Genomic DNA, 16893 nt, shown 5'->3' with positions numbered 1-16893 from the left:
CGGGGCGCGGCACCCCCCAGGTGCCGCGCCCCGCTTCCGTCGTACCGCTGCCCGCCGCGGGGCCTACTCGGCCGCGTCCACCGGCGGCAGCGTCCCCGTGCGGGCGGCCCGGCCGTACCACAGGGCGCTCGACTTCGGGGTGCGCTGCTGGGAGGCGTAGTCGACGTACACCGCGCCGAAGCGCTTCTCGTAGCCGTACGCCCACTCGAAGTTGTCCAGCAGGGACCACAGGTAGTAGCCGCGGACGTCGGCGCCGTCGGCGATGGCCTGCCGGACCGCCGCGAGGTGGCCGTTCAGGTAGGCGACCCGCTCGGGGTCGTGCACCGAACCGTCCGCGCCGGGCTTGTCGTCGTAGGCGGCGCCGTTCTCGCTGATGTACAGCGGCATGCCGGGAGCCTCGCGGTTGTAGCGCATGATCAGCTCGTGCAGGCCGGACGGGTCGACGCTCCAGCCCATCTCCGTGCGCTCGCCCGGCGGCTGGTGGAAGGCCACGTCGTCCGCGGCGGGCCACGGCGAGTGGTCGCTGGCGCCGTGGCCGTCGGCGCGCGGGGCGCGCGAGTCGGCGGCGGCCGCCGACACCACGGTGGGCGTGTAGTAGTTGAGGCAGATCGCGTCGATCGGCTGGCGGATCCGGCCCAGGTCGCCGTCCTGGACGTACGACCAGTCCGTCACCGGGGCGGTCGCCTCCAGCAGGGACTGCGGGTAGGCGCCGTGCAGGATCGGGCCGTGGAAGACGCCGCCGGACAGGTCGTCGATCTTGCGGGCCGCCGCCAGGTCCGCCGCGCTCTGCGACAGCGGCCGTACGACGGACGTGTTGAGACTGATCGCCACCGAGTTGCGGGCCGGCATCACCGAACGCAGCGCCACCGTGCCCAGGCCGTGCGCCAGGTTCAGGTGGTGCGCGGCGCGCAGCGCGGCCACCGGGTCGGTGCGGCCGGGGGCGTGCACACCGGAGGCGTAGCCCAGGAAGGCGGCGCACCACGGCTCGTTCAGGGTGATCCACTGCTCCACCCGGTCGCCGAGCGCCTCGCCGACGATCTGCGCGTACTCGGCGAAGCGGTATGCCGTGTCCCGCTCGGGCCAGCCGCCCGCGTCCTCCAGCTCCTGCGGCAGGTCCCAGTGGTAGAGGGTGACGGCCGGCTTGATCCCGGCGGCGAGCAGCTCGTCCACCAGGCGGCGGTAGAAGTCCAGGCCGCGCTGGACGGCGGGGCCGCGGCCGGTCGGCTGCACCCGGGTCCAGGAGACCGAGAAGCGGTAGGCGCCGAGGCCCAGGTCCTTCATCAGAGCCACGTCGTCGCGGTAGCGGTGGTAGTGGTCGACAGCGATGTCACCGGTCTCCCCGCCGGCCGTCTTCCCGGGGGTGTGGCTGAAGGTGTCCCAGATGGAGGGGGTACGGCCGTCCTCCCGCACCGCGCCCTCGATCTGGTACGCCGAGGTGGCGGCGCCCCACAGGAAGGCAGGGGGGAAGGTCACCGGGGTCACCGGCGTTGCGGACTCAAGCATGGAAGCGCTCCCATAGAGGGTTCGTGGCGGGTCGTCCCGGCCGGCGCGAAGTCCGGCCGGTGAGACCGACGGGTAGAAGGACGAGGGGGGAAGCCGGGCCGGGCGGCGGTCACCCGAACCGGGGCCGGGGCGGCGGTGACCCGGCCCACGGGGGCGAGATGCCGGTGAGGCGTCAGCCCTTGACGGCGCCCTGCATGATGCCGCCCACGATCTGCTTGCCGAAGATCGCGAACACCAGGAGCAGCGGCAGCGTGCCCAGCAGCGCACCGGCCATGATCAGGGACTGGTCCGGGGTGTAGCCGCGGCCCAGCCCGGCGAGGGCCACCTGCACGGTCGGACTGCCGTTCTGCGTCAGCACCAGGAACGGCCACAGGAAGTCGTTCCAGGACTGCACGAACATCAGCATGCCGAGCACGGCCATCGCGGGCCGCGCGGCCGGGAACACCACGTGCCAGATGACCCGCCAACTGCTGGCGCCGTCCACGCGCGCGGCCTCGATGATCTCGTCCGGCAACGCCTGGAGCAGGTACTGCCGCATGAAGAACACCCCGAACGCGTTCACCAGGGACGGCAGGATCACCGCCTGCAGCTGGTCGGACCAGTCCAGCTTCGCGACCAGCATGTACAGCGGGATGATGCTGAGCTGCGGCGGCACCATCATCGTGCCGATGACGATCAGCATCAGCGCGTTGCGCCCGCGGAAGCGCAGCTTGGCGAAGGCGAACCCGGCGATCGTCGACAGGAAGACGATGGTGAACGCCGAGATGCCGGCCACGATGGTGGTGTTGAGGAAGGCCTCGCCGAGGTTGGCGTCGGTCCAGGCGACCTCCAGCTTGTCGAACAGGTTGGCGCCGAACCAGAAGGGCGGCGGCGTCTGGGCGAGCCGCTGGTTGTCGCGCGAGGCGGCGATCGCCGTCCACACCAGCGGGAACAGCGAGCCGATGGTGAACAGAGCGAGGATGATGTAGGCGATCGGCCCGGCGTGCAGCGTGCCGCCCGCCCGCGCCGCCCTGGAACGTCGTCGGCCCCGCCGGGGCGGCTCGGGTGCCGCGTCGGCCGGGGGTTTCGTCATGGTCGTCGTCACGGCCGGTTCTCCTTAACTACTGGCGCGCAGCCGGCGCGAGATGACGGCGTTGATGATCCCGATCACGATGAGGATCAGGAACATCGCCCAGGCGATCGCGGAGGCGCGGCCCAGGTGCTGGTTGACCCAGCCCTGCTCGTACAGGTACAGGCCGAGCGTCTGGAACTGGTGCTGGGAGCCGCCCGAGGCACCCTTGTTGGCGTCGAAGAGCAGCGGCTCGCCGAAGACCTGCGAGGCGCCGATGGTCGACACGACGACCGTGAACAGGATCGTCGGACGCAGCGAGGGCAGCGTGACGTGGATGAACTGCCGCCAGCGGCTGGCGCCGTCCAGCGCCGCCGACTCGTACAGGTCCTGCGGGATCGCCTGCATCGCGGCCAGGTAGATCAGCGCGTTGTAGCCGGTCCAGCGCCAGATGACGATCGAGGACACCGCGAACTTCGACGCCCACGAACCGTTCTGCCAGTCGATCTTGTCCAGGCCCACCAGGTCGAGGAACCAGTTGATCATGCCGTAGTCACGGCCGAAGAGCAGGACGAAGACCAGCGAGGCCGCCGCGATCGACGTCGCGTACGGCGCCAGCATCACGACCCGGTAGAAGGTCGAGGCACGCAGCTTGTAGTTGAGGATGTGCGCGAGGCCCATCGCCATCAGCAGCTGCGGCACCGTCGAGATGACGCCGATCCACAGCGTGTTCCTCGCGGCGTTCCAGAAGAACTCGTCGTCGAAGATCCGGGTGTAGTTGTCCAGTCCCGTCCACGACATGTCGGTGGGCGCGGTCAGCTCCACCGTGTGCAGCGAGGCCCAGCCGGTGTAGATCAGCGGGAACAGGCCGAAGGCGAGGAAGAGCAGGAAGAACGGCGAGACGAACGCGTACGGGCTCCAGCGCATGTCCCGCTGCCAGCGGCGGGACAGCTTGGCCCGCCTCTTGCTGTCCGCCTCCGCGGACGCCCTGTCGCCGGGCGGGCGGCCCGGGGCCGCGCCCCCCTCGACGGGGGACGCGGCGGTGTCGTGCCGGGTGGTCATTCCGGTCACTTCTCCAGGTTGTTGTCGATGGTCTTCACGGCGTTGTTCCACGCGTCCTTCGCCGACTTGCCCTGGGTGACGAGGATGACGCCGTTGTCGGTCAGACCCTGCTGGATGATCTGGTCCTTCGGGCCGATCACCTGGGTCGGGATCTGCTCGGCGGCCTTGGCGAACAGCTCGCCGATGGGCGCGTCACCGGTCATGTCGTTCTTGCCGCCGGTCACCTGCGGAAGCTTGTAGGCGGCGGGAGCGCTCGGGAAGCTGCCCATCTTGGAGAACAGCTTGGCCTGCTGCTCGGGCGCGGTCAGCCAGGTGACCAGCTTCTGGGCCTCCTTCACGTGCTTGCCGCTCTTGGGCACGCCCAGGAAGGTGCCGCCCCAGTTGCCGGACTTCGGGGCCTGGGCCACGTCCCACTTGCCGGTGGAGTCCGGCTGGGACTTGGCCTTGATGGTGCCGAGCATCCACGGCGGACAGGCGACGGTGGCGAACAGGCTGTTGGAGATGGTCTGGTCCCAGGCCGGCTGGAACTGGGTCTGCGACTGAACCAGCCCCTTCTCGGCCGCCTCGGCGGTCAGGTCGAAGGCTTCCTTGATCGCCGGGTTGGTCTTGTAGATGACCTTGCCGGAGGAGTCGTAGAACTTCTCGTCCTCACTGCTGACGATGGCGTTGATCAGACCGCCGGGGGAGTCCATGAAGTAGGTGTCCTTGCCGGCACCCTTCTTGTACTGCTCTCCGGCCTCGATGAACTTCTTCCAGTCGCCGGCCCACAGCTTGGAGACCTCCTCGCGGTCGGTCGGCAGACCGGCCTTCTCGAAGAGGTCCTTGCGGTAGCAGATGGCCATGGGGCCGATGTCGGTGCCGAGGCCGATCGTGGCGCCGTCCTTGGTGGTGGCCTGCTGCCACTTCCAGTCGAGCCAGTTGCCCTTCTGCACGCCCTCGGCCTTGGACATGTCCTCGAACTTGTCCGCCTGGGTGGCGACGACCTCGGCGATGTTGCCGACTTCGACCGCCTGCACGTCCTGGAGGCCGCTGTTGGTGGTGAGGTGGTTCACCAGGGCGGGGTAGTAGTTCTCGTTCCGCTCGGTGACGTTCTCCTCGATGTTGATGTCCGGGTTGAGCTTCTCGTACTCCTCGTAGAGACCGGCCTCCTTGAAGCCCATCGTCCCGAACAGACCGAGGGTGATCGTGGTCTTGCCGCTGCTGTCGCCCGACGACGAGTTGTCCTCGTCGTTCCCGTCGTCGGCACAGCCGGCCAGCAGCCCGGCGCCCAGCGACGCGATGGCCGCCATGACCACCACCTTGCGGGCCGATCCTCTGCGTGCTGCTCGCATTTGCGTCCTCCTGTTGCCCTGACGTGCCGACCCCCCGGCCAACTGCATGGTTGGACCCGCTGCTTCATGTGTTTCGTTCGTCGCTGCGGCTCGGGCGGGGAACGTGCGGGATGTGTATGTGCCAGGTAGTGTGGGAGCGCTCCCACAAGTGATGTGTTGAAGAGTCGTCGGTCCGGGCGGGGGTGTCAAGGGAACGGACGCGACGAATTGCGTTCAGTTATCGGCCTGTTAACTGGACGCCACGAGCGACACGGAGACACTCCCGTACGGCCGGGGAGGGGCCGGAGTCGGTCATTACACCCGACCGGCCTGTTAAATTCCAGGCCAGCCGCAGAGTGCGGGGGTGACGACGGGAGGCGGAGCCGATGGCAGGCCACGGAGTGCGTGGGCGGAGCGGTGGCCGGCCCACCCTCGAAGAGGTGGCGGCACGCGCGGGCGTCGGCCGCGGCACGGTCTCCCGCGTGATCAACGGCTCCCCCCGGGTGAGCGACGCGACCCGGGCGGCGGTCGAGGCGGCGGTCGAGGAACTCGGCTACGTCCCGAACACGGCGGCGCGTGCGCTGGCGGCCAACCGTACGGACGCGATCGCCCTGGTGGTGCCCGAGCCGGAGACCCGGTTCTTCGCGGAACCGTACTTCTCGGACATGCTCAAGGGTGTCGGCTCCGAGCTGTCCGACACCGAGATGCAGCTCCTGCTGATATTCGCGGGCAGCGACCGGGAGCGGGAGCGGCTCGCCCAGTACCTGGCGGCGCACCGGGTCGACGGCGTCCTGCTGGTCTCGGTGCACGCCGACGACCCGCTGCCCGACCTGCTGACCCAGCTGGAGATCCCCGCGGTGATCAGCGGCCCGCGTTCCGCCGCCGAGCCGCTGGCCTCGGTGGACTCGGACAACTACGGCGGCGCCCGCTCGGCCGTCGAGCACCTGCTGTCCCGGGGGCGCGGCCGGATCGCCCACATCACCGGCCACCTCGCCGTCTACGGTGCCCAGCGACGCGTCGACGGCTACCGCGACGCCCTGCGCGAGGCGGGCCACGAGGTGGACGAGGGGCTGATCGAGGCGGGGGACTTCACCGAGGAGGGCGGTCGCCGCGCGATGACGGAGCTGCTGCGCCGCCACCCCGACATCGACGCGGTCTTCGCTGCCTCGGACGTCACCGCTGCGGGTGCGGGCCAGGTCCTGCGCGAGGCGGGCCGGAGCATCCCGGGCGACGTGGCGCTGGTCGGCTACGACGACTCGGCGATCGCCCGGCACATGGAGCCGCCGCTGACCAGCGTGCGCCAGCCCATCGAGGAGATGGGCCGCGCGATGATCGACCTGCTGCTGGCCGAGATCGCCGACCGCAGGCCGGCCGCTTCGCGGGGGCTGGAGCGGCACCAGGTGGTGCTGGCGACGGAGCTGGTGGAGCGCCGGTCGTCGTAGGGGAGGGGTACGGCGCGGGTGGGTCGGTCCACGGGCCGCGTACCCGTAGTAGAGGGGTACCTCTCGCGCCCACCCGTGCCGCTATGGGGGTTACCCCCTCTGGGGGAGGCACGATTGCCCGCAGACGCCTGCGTGCGGGCGTCGGGTGCGGTGCGGGACTGTGGCTTGCGTGCCCCGGCTTGAGGGGGCGAAGGACCCTGGGTGCGGGCGCGGCGGGGGTGGCGCGGGCCGGCCGGCGCCGGCCGGGTGCCGTTGCGCCCTGCCGTGCTGCCGTGGGGGCACCTCCTCTGGGGGAGGCATGATTGCCCGCAGACGCCTGCGTGCGGGCGTCGGGTGCGGTGCGGGACTGTGGCCTGCGTGCCCCGGCCGGAGGGGGGCGAAGGACCCCGGGTGTGGGGACGGCGGGGGGTGGCGCGGGTCGGTGCTGGCCGGGTGTCGCTGCGCCCACCCGTGCCGCCATGGGGCCCCCTCTGGGGGAGGCACGACTGCCCGCAGTTGGGGATGAGCGGGACGCCCGGGTGTGGGTACGGCGAGGGTGACGTGGGCCGGTGCCGGCCGGGTGCCGTTGCGCCCTGCCGTGCTGCCATGGGGGCACCCCCTTTGGGGGAGGCACGACTGGCCGCAGTTGGGGCGGGATGGTGGCTGCTCGCAGCTGGGACGCCTGCGCCGGGCGTCAGGTGCGGTGCAGGACCGTGGCCTCCGTGCCCCAGCCGAGGGGGACGACTCGGGTGACCTGCCAGCCGGTCTGCTCGGCGAGGGCCGTGATCGCGGTGGCGTCCCGCAGCGGGCTGCCGGTCGCGGCGTAGGCGTGCAGTGCCGCTTCGGCCGCGTGCGGGCTCAGGCCGTCCGGGCGGGAGGCCTCCACGAGGACGGCCGTCGGGGCCCAGGCGGCGAGCCGGGTGAGCAGGGCCGCGGCCTCCTCGTCGGTCCGGTGGGCGAGGGCCTTCGCGGCCACGGCGACGTCGGCGGGTCCCGCGGTCCAGTCGATCCGCTCCGGCGCCGGGACGTGGGAGCGCAGGACCGCCGCCGGGACCTCGTCCTCCGCGAGCCGCAGCCGGGGCCGGCGGCCGGCGTCGTCCAGGGCGGCGACGACCGCCGCGCTGCCGGGACCGGTGAGCAGGCACGACTCGACGCCCGCCCACAGGGGGTCGGCGGTCAGGCCGTTCAGGAGGAACACCAACTGCTCGCACTCCTCGACCAGTTCGCCGTACCGCTCCGCGTCCCGGACCACCGTGTCGTGCAGAGTGGCCCCCGACGCCCGCTGCCACGGGGAGCCGCCGTCGCGCAGTGCGGGCGCCAGCTCGGCCAGGGAGAGCAGCAGCTCCGCCTCGTGGCCCACGTACTCCTCCCGCTCGTGTTCGTCGAGCAGTTCCTCGCCCGCCGGGCCCAGCCGCAGCCCGCCGTCGTCGCCGACGACCACGCCGTGCGCGGCGAGGAGGGGCAGCAGGACGCCGACCCTCGGCGCGGGCACGCCCAGCCGCGCGGCGAGCGCGTCGGGCGTCACGCCGGGTGCGTCGGCGACCGCGTCGACCAGCCCGAGCCGCAGCGCGGCCCGCGTGACCAGCCACGGCACCGGCGACGGAACGTGCGCGTGCTCCCCGGCCGCCGGGGCGTCCTGCGTCTCGGCCGGGGCGCCGGTCTCCTCGCGGTGCCAGTAGCCCGTGATGTTCAGCCGCTCCTTCGCCAGCCCGCACTCCCGCCGGAGGTAGCGGCGCACCGGCAGCAGCGCCCGGCTCTCCGCCGCCGCCCAGGCGTAGCCGTCCCCCTCCGGCAGCGGCAGCGTGCGCACGGCGGCCTCCAGTGCCGCCGCGTCGCCGGGCTCCGCGACGACCCACTCGAGCGTGTCGCCGTCCCGCAGCGCGAGCTTCTGGCGGGCGGAGTCGTCCGCGACCGTGACCAGGATGTGCGCCGGTGCGTCGACGGGGCGTTCGTCGAGGAAGCGGCCGATCGCGGGCAGCGCGGTCTCGTCCCCGGCGAGCAGGATCCAGTCCGGCCGCTCGGGCAGCCGCAGCGAGGACTTGGGGCCGACGAACCACAGCTCGTCGCCGGCCCGCGCCGACCTGGCCCAGGCCGCAGCCGGCCCGTCCCCGTGGGTCACGAGGTCGAGGTCGAACTCACCGGCCGCCGTGTCCACCCGACGCGGGGTGTAGTCGCGGGTGAGCCGGGTCTCGGACGGCGTCCACTCGATGCCGTGCGGCAACTGGGCCGGGAGCGCCGCGCGCACGTCCCCGTCCGAGGCCAGGATCAGCTTGACGTGGTCGTCGAACCCCGGCGCGGCGAAGGCCGGGTGCGCGGTCCCGTCCCGGGTGAACGCGCCGAGCTGTTCGCCGCCGAGGACGACCCGCCGCATCCGGGGCGTCACGTCGTGCACGCGGCGCACCGTGACCCGGCGCAGCACCAGGGGATGTGTCGTGTACGCACGCCGCGCCGCCATCAGGAGAACTCCTTCTCGATGATGTCCAGCAGTGCCATCGACTCGTCGTAGTCGCCGCGCAGCACCCAGTACGGCAGGTCGTAGGCGTGGCCCGACTTGAAGGCGGGCAGCGCGCCGTAGACCGGGTTCTTCTTCAGCGTGGCGACATCGGTCGTGTCGGCGTTGAAGCCCATCACGAACACCGACGGCTGGGTGATCGTCTGCCCGGCCTTCTCGGTCGACAGCTCGAACATGTCGCCGCCCTGCCCGTACACCTTGAAACCGCCCTTCGCGAAGACCGGCGCCGGTTCGATGCCGACCTTCTCGAACTCGGCCGGCAGGCCGACGTTCTCCACCAGGCCGTAGGCCGTGCCGTCCCCGGTGAAGGCCAGGAAGGAGACCGGGCCGGGCGGCGGCTCGATCGCGTTCTTCACCTCGGTGATCCGCTTGTCGTAGGCGGCCACGTGCTCGTCGTAGACACCGCCCTTGCCGAACACGTCCTTCGCGAGGAAGGAGAACTGGGCGCGCCAGTCGCCGAGCTTCTTGCCCACCAGCACCGTCGGTGCGATGTCCGAGAGGTCGTCGTAGACCTTCTCCGCCTGGAAGAGCGGGAAGCCGATGCCGCCGCCGACGATGAGGTCGGGCTCCAGGGCGAGGATCGCCTCCAGGTCGAAGCCGTCGACGCTCCACGGCAGGAACGTCGTCCCGTCCTCCTTCGCCTCCTTCGCCCAGTACGGGGAGAACTCGCCCTTGCCGTCGGCGTCCTCGGGGATCGTCGCGCGCACCGGCACGTCCAGGTCGTAGAGGTAGCCGGCGAGGGCGTGGTTCAGCACGACCACGCGCTTCGGCTCGGCCGGCACCTTCACCTTGCCGTAGTCGGTCGTGACGGTACGGGTCGTGGCGGACGCCTTGCCGTCGCCGCCGTCCCCGCCCCCGTCACCGGAGGAGTCGGAGGAGGCGCAGCCGGTGAGGGCCAGCGTGGCGACGAGCGCGACGGCGAGCAGGCGGGCGGGAGCAAGCATGGGACCTCACGGGGCTGGGCCGAATCAGTTGTTCGACGAATTGGTAAGGTGACCCTAACCTCGCTCGGTCCGCGGGATCGGTCCGCATGCGACATCACCGGTGACGGACACGACACTTCGCAGGCACGGGGAGGCAGGCTTGCCGGTCACATCCCTCGGCACCGTGGTCGCCGAGAACGCCATCCGCTTTCTCGGCCACGACACGCACCAGCACGACGAGCCGCACCTCGTCTACGTCGTGACCGGCTCCGCCCTGCTGACCGCCGACGGCGGCGAGTGGCGGCTCGGCCGCCAGGAGGCGGTCTGGCTCGCTCCCCGGGTGCCGCACGCCCTGCGGATCGCCGACGGCGGCATGGCACTCGGACCCACCCTCAACCCCGATGACCTGCCCCGATGCCGTGTGCAGCCGCTCGGGGCGGTGCCCGCGGTCATTGAGGTCATGACCACCGCACTGGGCGCGGCACCGGGCACGGCGGAACAGGTCAGGCCGTTCCGGCAGGCGCTCGGCCGGGTGCTGCGGAACATCTCGCGTCCCTACTTCCCGGTCGTCCTGCCCACCCACCCCGCGGTGCGCGCCCTCGCCCGCGACGCGCTGCGCACCCCCGCCACGACGCTGGAACGGCTCGCCGCACAGCACCGGATGAGCCCGCGCCAGGTGCAGCGGATCTTCCTCGACGAGACCGGACTGCCCTTCACACGGTGGCGCGGCCGGGCCAGGATGAACGCCGCCGTCGAGCACGTCCTCGGCGGCGGGGAGCTCACGGCGGCGGCCCGCGCGGCCGGCTACGCGACCCGGGCCGGACTGCTGCGCGCGCTGAGCCGCGAGTCCGGCATCCCGGTGAGCGAGCTGACCGCGGACCCGGCGGGTGCCCTCGGCGCACGCTGAGCGCACCGGCGCAGGCTCCGGATCCAGAGTGTGCACGTCCGGTGTGTACGTAAGGCATAGCGGTCGCCGCGCGGAGAGCGTGGTGGCCGGCCCGCCCGTGGGGCGGGCCGCGCAAGGAGGATGGATGGCACAGGCGCTCGCGACGGCGACCGCGCCCCCGCAGGCTCGCCCGCCGCGCCCCGGCAGGCGGCGGCTGCTCGGCCTGGCCGTCGCCGTCGCCGTACTGCTCGTGGCGGTGGTGCTCAGCGTCGCGGTCGGCTCGGCGATGCTCCCGCCGGACGTGGTGTGGCAGGCCCTCACCGCTCCCGACGGCTCCGCCGCGCACGCCACGGTCGGTTCCGCCCGCGTGGACCGCACGGTGCTCGGCATCCTCGTCGGCGTGGCCCTCGGCGTGGCGGGCGCGCTGATGCAGGCGCTCACCCGCAATCCGCTCGCCGACCCCGGGATCCTCGGCGTCAACGCCGGCGCCGGGTTCGCCGTCACCCTGGGCGTGGCGGTCCTCGGCGTCACGCGCATCGAGCAGTACCTGCCCTTCGCGTTCGCCGGGGCGGTCGCCGGCGCGGCGGTGGTCTACCTGGTCGGCAGCGGCGGGCGGGGCGGGGCCTCACCGCTGCGGCTCACCCTGGTCGGGGTCGCCTTCACCGCGGTGCTGTCCGGCATCTCCCAGACCCTGGCGCTGATCGACACCGAGACCTTCGACCGGATGCGGTTCTGGGAGGCGGGCACCGTCACCGACCGCCCGGGCGGCACCGCCACCGCGATCCTCCCCTTCGTCGTGGCCGGTCTCGTGCTCGCCGTCTGCTGCGCCCGCCCGCTGAACGCGATCGCCCTCGGCGACGACGCCGCGCGGGCCTTCGGCCTGCGCATCGGGGCGACCCGGGTCGGCGTGGTGCTCGCGGTGACGCTGCTGTGCGGGGCGGCCACGGCGGCGGCGGGCCCGCTGATCTTCGTCGGCCTCATGGTGCCGCACGCGGTACGCCGGATCACCGGGCCCGACTGGCGCTGGATCCTCGCCTACTGTGCCGTCCTCGCGCCGGTGGTCGTACTGGTCGCCGACGTCCTGGGCCGCCTTGTGGTGATCCCCTCCGAGCTGCCGGTCGGCGTGATGATGCCGCTGGTCGGCGCGCCCGTACTGATCCTGCTGGTGCGCACGGGACGGGCGAGGACGCTGTGAGCGGGGTGCTCGTGCTCAGGGCGGGGCCCCTGAGCCTGCGGACGACGCGCCGGGCGGTCGCGGTGTGCGGGCTGCTGTGGCTGGCGCTGCTCGGCCTGGCCCTGTGGGCCTTCACCCTGGGCAGCTATCCCCTGAGCCCCGGCGACGTCGTCTCCGTCCTCACGGGCGAGGCGAGCAGGAGCGTGCGCACGGTCGTCCTGGAGTGGCGGGCACCGCGCATCGTCGCCGCCGTGCTCTTCGGGGCCGCGCTGGCCGTGGGCGGCGCGGTCTTCCAGTCCCTGACCCGCAACCCGCTCGGCAGCCCCGACTTCATCGGCTTCACCACCGGCTCCTACACCGGCGTGGTGCTGACCATGCTGGCCGGGGCGAGCGGCTACGCGGCGCTCGCGGCCGGGGCGCTGGCCGGGGGGCTCGCCACCGCGCTGGCCGTGTACCTGCTGGCGTTCCGGCGCGGGGTGCAGGGCTTCCGGCTGATCGTCGTGGGCATCGCGGTGGGCGCCCTGCTGTCCTCGTTCAACACCTGGTTCTCGGTGAAGGCCGAGGTGGACGCGGCACTGCGGGCGGCGGTGTGGGGCGCCGGGTCGCTCGCCACCGTCGACTGGCGGACCATCGCCGTGGCCGCCGTCGTCCTGACGGGGGTCGCCCTGGTGGCGCCGGTGGCGCAGCGCAGGATGCGGCGGCTCGAACTCGGCGACGACACGGCGGCGATGCTGGGCGTGCCGGTGGAGCGTACGAAGCTGCTGCTGGTCCTCCTCGGCGTGGTCGCCACGGCCACGGTGACCGCGGCGTGCGGACCCATCTCCTTCGTCGCCCTGGCGGCCCCTCAGATCGCCCGCCGCCTCACCGGCCGCGGTACCTCCGTCGACCTCGCCGGATCGGCCCTCGTCGGCGCGGTGCTGCTGCTCGGCGCGGACATCGCCGCGCAGCACGTGATCCCGGGGGTGACGCTGCCGACGGGGGCGGTCACGGTGTGCGTCGGGGGCGCGTATCTGCTGGTGCTGCTCGTGCGGGAGGGGCGGCGGGGGCTTTAGGGGGACGAGGTGGCCGACGAGGTGGCCGAGGGGCGGGGACTCTGCCGCCCGGAGCCCGGAGCCCGGAGCCGGAGCTCCGGAACGCCGTCAGCCGGTGACCCTCTCGCGAGGGTCACCGGCTGACGGATCAGGGTGAGTGACGGGACTTGAACCCGCGGCCACCTGGACCACAACCAGGTGCTCTACCAACTGAGCTACACCCACCAAGGCCGGTGCTCGAATCCCGCATGGCGGGGTTTCCCGACCGGCTGAGAAAAAGTGTACAGGGTCCGAAGGGGTGCTCGCGCCCGGCTTTCCGGACGCCGCCGACCGGTGGGTCCGCGCCCCTAACCGGCGGATACGACGTGCTTGGCGGCGATCGCCCTGGCCGTTTCGGAGTCGGGGCCGGGCTGCGGTACGAAGACCGCCTCCCGGTAGTAGCGCAGCTCGGCGATCGATTCGCGGATGTCGGCGAGCGCGCGGTGGTTGCCGTTCTTCTCGGGGCTGTTGAAGTACGCCCGCGGGTACCAGCGGCGGGCCAGCTCCTTGATCGAGGAGACGTCGACGATCCGGTAGTGGAGGTAGCCCTCCAGCGTCGCCATGTCGCGCAGCAGGAAGCCGCGGTCGGTGCCGACGGAGTTGCCGCACAGGGGGGCCTTGCCGGGCTCCTTCACGTGCTCCCGCACATAGGCCAGCACCTGGGCCTCGGCGTCGGCAAGGGTGGTGCCGCCGTCCAGCTCGGCGAGCAGTCCGGACGCGGTGTGCATCTCGCGCACCACGTCCGGCATCGTCTCCAGGGCCCGGTCCGGCGGGCGGACGACGACGTCGACGCCCTCGCCGAGGATGTTCAGCTCGGAGTCGGTGACGAGGGCGGCAACCTCGATGAGCGCGTCGTCGGACAGCGAGAGGCCGGTCATCTCGCAGTCGATCCACACCATGCGATCGTTCATGCGGGCCACTGTACGGGGGGCGCCTGTTCATCGGTCCCCCGGCGTCGGTGCGGGCCTCGCCGGGGGCTGCCGCCCCCGGGCCCCCGCTTCGGCCCTGAACGGGCCTCGTCCTCAAACGCCGGACGGGCTGGTTGGGGGCGCTGTCCGGCATCGTGCGTGCACGCCGGACCGGCTGGTTGGATCCTGTCCGGCATCGTGCGTGCACGCCGGACGGGCTGGTCGGGGGCCCTGTCCGGCATCGTGCGTGCACGTCGGACCGGCTGGTCGGGGGCCCTGCCCGGCATCGCATGCGGACGCCGGACGGGCGATTGTTCCCGTCCGGCGTTCTGGGTGCCGCGTCACCTCACGGCGCGCTGCGCTGCCCCGGGACGCTTGCCGCGCCCGCCGGCATCGGGGTGGCCGTGCGGCGGGTCTGGAAGGGGACCGCGGTCTCCGGGGGGAGGGCGGCCGGCGGGTCGGACGGGGGCAGGGGCCGGGCGGCGCCCGCGGTGTCCGGGTCGGGCTGGCGGTCGCCCTGGGGGCGGCGGGCCCGGTAGGCCGCCCGGTAGGCGGCCGGGGACGAGCCCAACTGGCGGCGGAAATGGCCGCGCAGGGCCACCGGCGAGCGGAAGCCGCAGCGGCCCGCGACCTCGTCCACCGAGTAGTCCGACGTCTCCAGGAGGCGCTGCGCCTGGAGGACCCGCTGGGTGATCAGCCACTGGAGCGGGGCGCTGCCCGTCAGCGAGCGGAACCGGCGGTCGAAGGTGCGGCGGCTCATGTAGGCGCGCGCGGCCAGCGTCTCCACGTCGAACTGCTCGTGGAGGTGCTCCAGCGCCCAGGCGACGACCTCGGCCAGCGGGTCGGCGCCGATCTCCTCCGGTAAAGACCTGTCGAGGTAGCGCTCCTGGCCGCCGCTGCGGCGCGGCGGGACCACCAGGCGGCGGGCGAGCGCACCGGCCGCCTCGTTGCCGTGGTCCGTGCGCACGATGTGCAGGCACAGGTCGATCCCGGCCGCGGTGCCCGCGGACGTCAGCACGTCGCCGTCGTCCACGAACAGCTCGCGCGGGTCCACGTGCACCGACGGATAGCGCTTGGCCAGCGTCGGCGCGTACATCCAGTGCGTGGTGGCGGGGCGGCCGTCCAGCAGTCCGGCCGCCGCGAGGACGAAGGCGCCCGTGCACAGCCCGACGATGCGTGCCCCCTCCTCGTGCGCGCGGCGCAGCGCGTCGAGCGCCTCCTCCGGCGGCGGCGAGGTGATCGACCGCCAGGCCGGCACGACGACGGTGCCCGCGCGCGAGATCGCCTCCAGTCCCTGCGGCGCGGTGAGTTCCAGGCCCCCCGTGGTCCGCAGCGGGCCCTCCTCACCGGCGCACACCAGCAGCCGGTAGCGCGGCACGCCGGCGTCCTGGCGGTCGATCCCGAACACCGACAGCGGTATGGAACTCTCGAAGATGGGGCCGCCGCTGAACAGCAGCACCGCGACGATCTCCTTGCGGCGTCGCCCGGAAAGCTTCCGGGCCGCGGCTTCCGGCGCGGCAGCGGAGTCGTGGCTCATACTGCTAAGCCCCCCTCGGTGGTCGCGGCGCCCTTCACCCTTCGGGTCTGTCGCTCCAACACGTTTCCCCTCGGTCCTGCACGAGTCCCCCGCCGTAGACGGTCAAGATCGAATCTACTGTGTCCCGCCGCGCCGAGGTGGCTGGTTCGGCACTTGGGACATTGTCGACATGGCAACTTGGCGTGAAGCAGTCGATCACGAAGCGTTGCACTCCGGGGCGCCCCTGGGAAGTGCGCCTTGTGTCAGTGGCCAATCCCCATAGGGTGCGGAGGGGTCCCGAGACCCTTTCCGTGCAGGTGGAACGGGGGTTTGGGGGCGGTGAGGGGTGCAGATGCGCCACCCGCGGAAGTTGGCTGAAAAGAAGCGGAACTGTGCGCGGAAACCGGTCAGTCGACCGGTGTGTTTTGCCCAGTGTGCCGTCCGCCCCTGTGAGCCCGCCGCCGGACCGCCACACGCTCGGACCGGCGCAGCAGCAGACGGCACACGCCGGTGACGGCGGCCAGGCCGAACGCGGTGCCGGCGGCGCCCGCGAACGAGGCGCCGTACCAGAGGAGCGCGACGGGCACCAGGAAGCAGCTGAAGGCCGCCCAGCGGACGAGATCGGTGACGCCGTCGCGGCCGGGTGCGCCGGACGTGGGCTCGGCGGGGCGGTGCGGTCCGGTCACGGGTGCTCCCTGGGGTGGCGGCATGGAGATCAACGTCCGCGCGGCGCATCGGTCACGACCGGTGACCGACAGTTGAATCCTGTGCAAACTGCCTGTACAGAGCAGCAACCATTGCGTTACGGGCGCCCTCTCGGGCATGCTCCGGTGCAGCCCGCGGCCCACCCTCCGCGGGATCTGGGCGAAGGAGGCGTGCCGCCGTACCCTTGGGGGTATGGGGTTGGGAAGACCATTCCCGGACACACAGCTCCGCCGCCCACTGTTGTCCCCCATAGAGGATAAAAACGCCGAGACAGCCATGGCCGGTCACGAATTCTTCGAACCCGCGGACCGCAAGCGGCCCGTCGCCGAACCTACGGCGGCCGAGCCCCTGGCGGCCGGAGAGCCACGCCAGTCGTGCGACCCAGCCTTCAAGCACGGCGTCGTCGTCGGCTTCGACGGCTCCACCTCCAGTGAGCGCGCCCTCGCCTACGCCATCGGCATGGCCTGCCGACTGGGCTCCGGTCTGGTCATCGTGCACGTGGCCAACCGGCTGCCCACCACGGTGTGGGCCGGGTGCGAACCCCCGGTCTTCGTCGACGTGCCCGACCACCGCACCGAGGTGCTCGGTCTGGAGCTGGCGTGCGCCGACTACCTCGCCGAGGTGCCCTGGATCCTGGTCGAGCGCGGCGGCGACATCTGCCACGAACTCGAAGAGGTGGGGCGGGAGTACGAGGCGGACGCCATCGTCGTCGGCTCCAGTCACGGCCTGGTCGGCCGCCTCTTCGGCTCCGTCGCCGGCCGGCTGGCCAAGCGGGCCAAGCGCCCCGTGGTGGTCATTCCCTGACGGCCCCCGTCGTGTCGCCGCGCGCGGGGGCCGTTTCCGGTGGGAGGCGTC

The 16893-nt window shown here is 72.4% G+C and carries 14 protein-coding genes and 1 tRNA gene; 5 read left to right on the top strand and 10 right to left on the bottom strand.

All coding sequences use genetic code 11. The annotated features are described in order from the left end of the window. Nucleotides 1-63: 63 nt before the first annotated feature. From ACIQFU_RS01665 to ACIQFU_RS01650, 4 genes are all read right to left on the bottom strand, one after another. Entirely contained in the window at nucleotides 64-1503 is a 1440-nt protein-coding gene (locus ACIQFU_RS01665; RefSeq protein WP_402548189.1) for a GH1 family beta-glucosidase, read from the bottom strand. 172 nt (nucleotides 1504-1675) lie between these two features. Continuing rightward, nucleotides 1676-2587 (bottom strand): carbohydrate ABC transporter permease, encoded by a 912-nt coding sequence (locus ACIQFU_RS01660; protein ID WP_402548187.1) that lies wholly within the window; start codon nucleotides 2585-2587, stop codon nucleotides 1676-1678. Nucleotides 2588-2599: 12 nt separating this feature from the next. Then, nucleotides 2600-3613: a carbohydrate ABC transporter permease gene (locus ACIQFU_RS01655; RefSeq protein WP_402548479.1), complete on the bottom strand. Its 1014-nt coding sequence runs from the start codon at nucleotides 3611-3613 to the stop codon at nucleotides 2600-2602. Between the two features lie 5 nt (nucleotides 3614-3618). Continuing rightward, nucleotides 3619-4944: an ABC transporter substrate-binding protein gene (locus ACIQFU_RS01650; protein ID WP_402548185.1), complete on the bottom strand. Its 1326-nt coding sequence runs from the start codon at nucleotides 4942-4944 to the stop codon at nucleotides 3619-3621. Nucleotides 4945-5309: 365 nt separating this feature from the next. On the opposite strand from ACIQFU_RS01650, the gene ACIQFU_RS01645 reads away from it, so the two are divergent. After that, the gene (locus tag ACIQFU_RS01645) at nucleotides 5310-6365 is read left to right on the top strand and encodes a LacI family DNA-binding transcriptional regulator (RefSeq protein ID WP_402548184.1); all 1056 of its coding nucleotides are present in this window, start codon (nucleotides 5310-5312) and stop codon (nucleotides 6363-6365) included. 673 nt (nucleotides 6366-7038) lie between these two features. On the opposite strand, the gene ACIQFU_RS01640 is transcribed toward ACIQFU_RS01645, so the two are convergent. Together ACIQFU_RS01640 and ACIQFU_RS01635 are read right to left on the bottom strand one after the other, a co-directional pair. Next, nucleotides 7039-8799 carry a siderophore-interacting protein gene (locus ACIQFU_RS01640; protein ID WP_402548182.1) on the bottom strand — a complete coding sequence of 587 codons (1761 nt, stop codon included), beginning with the start codon at nucleotides 8797-8799 and terminating at the stop codon, nucleotides 7039-7041. Beyond that, nucleotides 8799-9800 carry an ABC transporter substrate-binding protein gene (locus ACIQFU_RS01635; protein WP_402548180.1) on the bottom strand — a complete coding sequence of 334 codons (1002 nt, stop codon included), beginning with the start codon at nucleotides 9798-9800 and terminating at the stop codon, nucleotides 8799-8801. Before ACIQFU_RS01635 ends, ACIQFU_RS01640 begins: the two co-directional genes overlap by 1 nt. Nucleotides 9801-9939: 139 nt before the next feature. Here ACIQFU_RS01635 and ACIQFU_RS01630 point away from each other — a divergent pair, with 139 nt between their 5' ends. From ACIQFU_RS01630 to ACIQFU_RS01620, 3 genes are all read left to right on the top strand, one after another. Then, nucleotides 9940-10686 (top strand): helix-turn-helix domain-containing protein, encoded by a 747-nt coding sequence (locus tag ACIQFU_RS01630; RefSeq protein WP_402548179.1) that lies wholly within the window; start codon nucleotides 9940-9942, stop codon nucleotides 10684-10686. Nucleotides 10687-10810: 124 nt separating this feature from the next. Continuing rightward, nucleotides 10811-11860 (top strand): iron chelate uptake ABC transporter family permease subunit, encoded by a 1050-nt coding sequence (locus ACIQFU_RS01625; RefSeq protein ID WP_402548177.1) that lies wholly within the window; start codon nucleotides 10811-10813, stop codon nucleotides 11858-11860. Then, on the top strand, nucleotides 11857-12891 hold the full coding sequence (locus ACIQFU_RS01620; RefSeq protein ID WP_402548176.1) for a FecCD family ABC transporter permease: 1035 nt from the start codon (nucleotides 11857-11859) through the stop codon (nucleotides 12889-12891). Before ACIQFU_RS01625 ends, ACIQFU_RS01620 begins: the two co-directional genes overlap by 4 nt. A 131-nt stretch (nucleotides 12892-13022) precedes the next feature. Here ACIQFU_RS01620 and ACIQFU_RS01615 read toward each other — a convergent pair. The 4 genes from ACIQFU_RS01615 to ACIQFU_RS01600 form a co-directional block, all read right to left on the bottom strand. Next, a tRNA-His gene (locus ACIQFU_RS01615) sits at nucleotides 13023-13095 on the bottom strand. A gap of 122 nt (nucleotides 13096-13217) precedes the next feature. After that, nucleotides 13218-13820, bottom strand: a complete 603-nt coding sequence (orn, locus tag ACIQFU_RS01610; protein WP_402548175.1) for an oligoribonuclease — start codon at nucleotides 13818-13820, stop codon at nucleotides 13218-13220. A gap of 343 nt (nucleotides 13821-14163) precedes the next feature. After that, nucleotides 14164-15354, bottom strand: coding sequence for a helix-turn-helix domain-containing protein (locus tag ACIQFU_RS01605; protein ID WP_402548173.1), 1191 nt, complete (start codon nucleotides 15352-15354; stop codon nucleotides 14164-14166). Nucleotides 15355-15740: 386 nt separating this feature from the next. Continuing rightward, a complete protein-coding gene (locus ACIQFU_RS01600; protein WP_402548172.1) occupies nucleotides 15741-16019 on the bottom strand; it encodes a hypothetical protein in 279 nt (92 codons plus the stop codon). Between the two features lie 295 nt (nucleotides 16020-16314). Between ACIQFU_RS01600 and ACIQFU_RS01595 the strand changes: the two genes are divergently transcribed. Then, nucleotides 16315-16842 carry a universal stress protein gene (locus tag ACIQFU_RS01595; RefSeq protein ID WP_402548171.1) on the top strand — a complete coding sequence of 176 codons (528 nt, stop codon included), beginning with the start codon at nucleotides 16315-16317 and terminating at the stop codon, nucleotides 16840-16842. Nucleotides 16843-16893 lie beyond the last annotated feature (51 nt).

This window comes from Streptomyces sp. NPDC093065 (assembly GCF_044754585.1).
In the GTDB taxonomy this organism is placed as follows: Bacteria; Actinomycetota; Actinomycetes; order Streptomycetales; family Streptomycetaceae; genus Streptomyces.
Note: the sequence above shows the minus strand (reverse complement) of the source record. Positions and strands in the feature narration are given on the sequence as shown.

Coding starts and splice junctions, on each gene's coding strand:
- ACIQFU_RS01665 (WP_402548189.1), bottom strand. CDS start 1,503: ATGCTTGAGTCCGCAACGCCGGTGACCCCGGTGACCTTCCCCCCTGCC.
- ACIQFU_RS01655 (WP_402548479.1), bottom strand. CDS start 3,613: ATGACCACCCGGCACGACACCGCCGCGTCCCCCGTCGAGGGGGGCGCG.
- ACIQFU_RS01650 (WP_402548185.1), bottom strand. CDS start 4,944: ATGCGAGCAGCACGCAGAGGATCGGCCCGCAAGGTGGTGGTCATGGCG.
- ACIQFU_RS01645 (WP_402548184.1), top strand. CDS start 5,310: ATGGCAGGCCACGGAGTGCGTGGGCGGAGCGGTGGCCGGCCCACCCTC.
- ACIQFU_RS01640 (WP_402548182.1), bottom strand. CDS start 8,799: ATGGCGGCGCGGCGTGCGTACACGACACATCCCCTGGTGCTGCGCCGG.
- ACIQFU_RS01635 (WP_402548180.1), bottom strand. CDS start 9,800: ATGCTTGCTCCCGCCCGCCTGCTCGCCGTCGCGCTCGTCGCCACGCTG.
- ACIQFU_RS01625 (WP_402548177.1), top strand. CDS start 10,811: ATGGCACAGGCGCTCGCGACGGCGACCGCGCCCCCGCAGGCTCGCCCG.
- orn (WP_402548175.1), bottom strand. CDS start 13,820: ATGAACGATCGCATGGTGTGGATCGACTGCGAGATGACCGGCCTCTCG.
- ACIQFU_RS01605 (WP_402548173.1), bottom strand. CDS start 15,354: ATGAGCCACGACTCCGCTGCCGCGCCGGAAGCCGCGGCCCGGAAGCTT.
- ACIQFU_RS01595 (WP_402548171.1), top strand. CDS start 16,315: ATGGCCGGTCACGAATTCTTCGAACCCGCGGACCGCAAGCGGCCCGTC.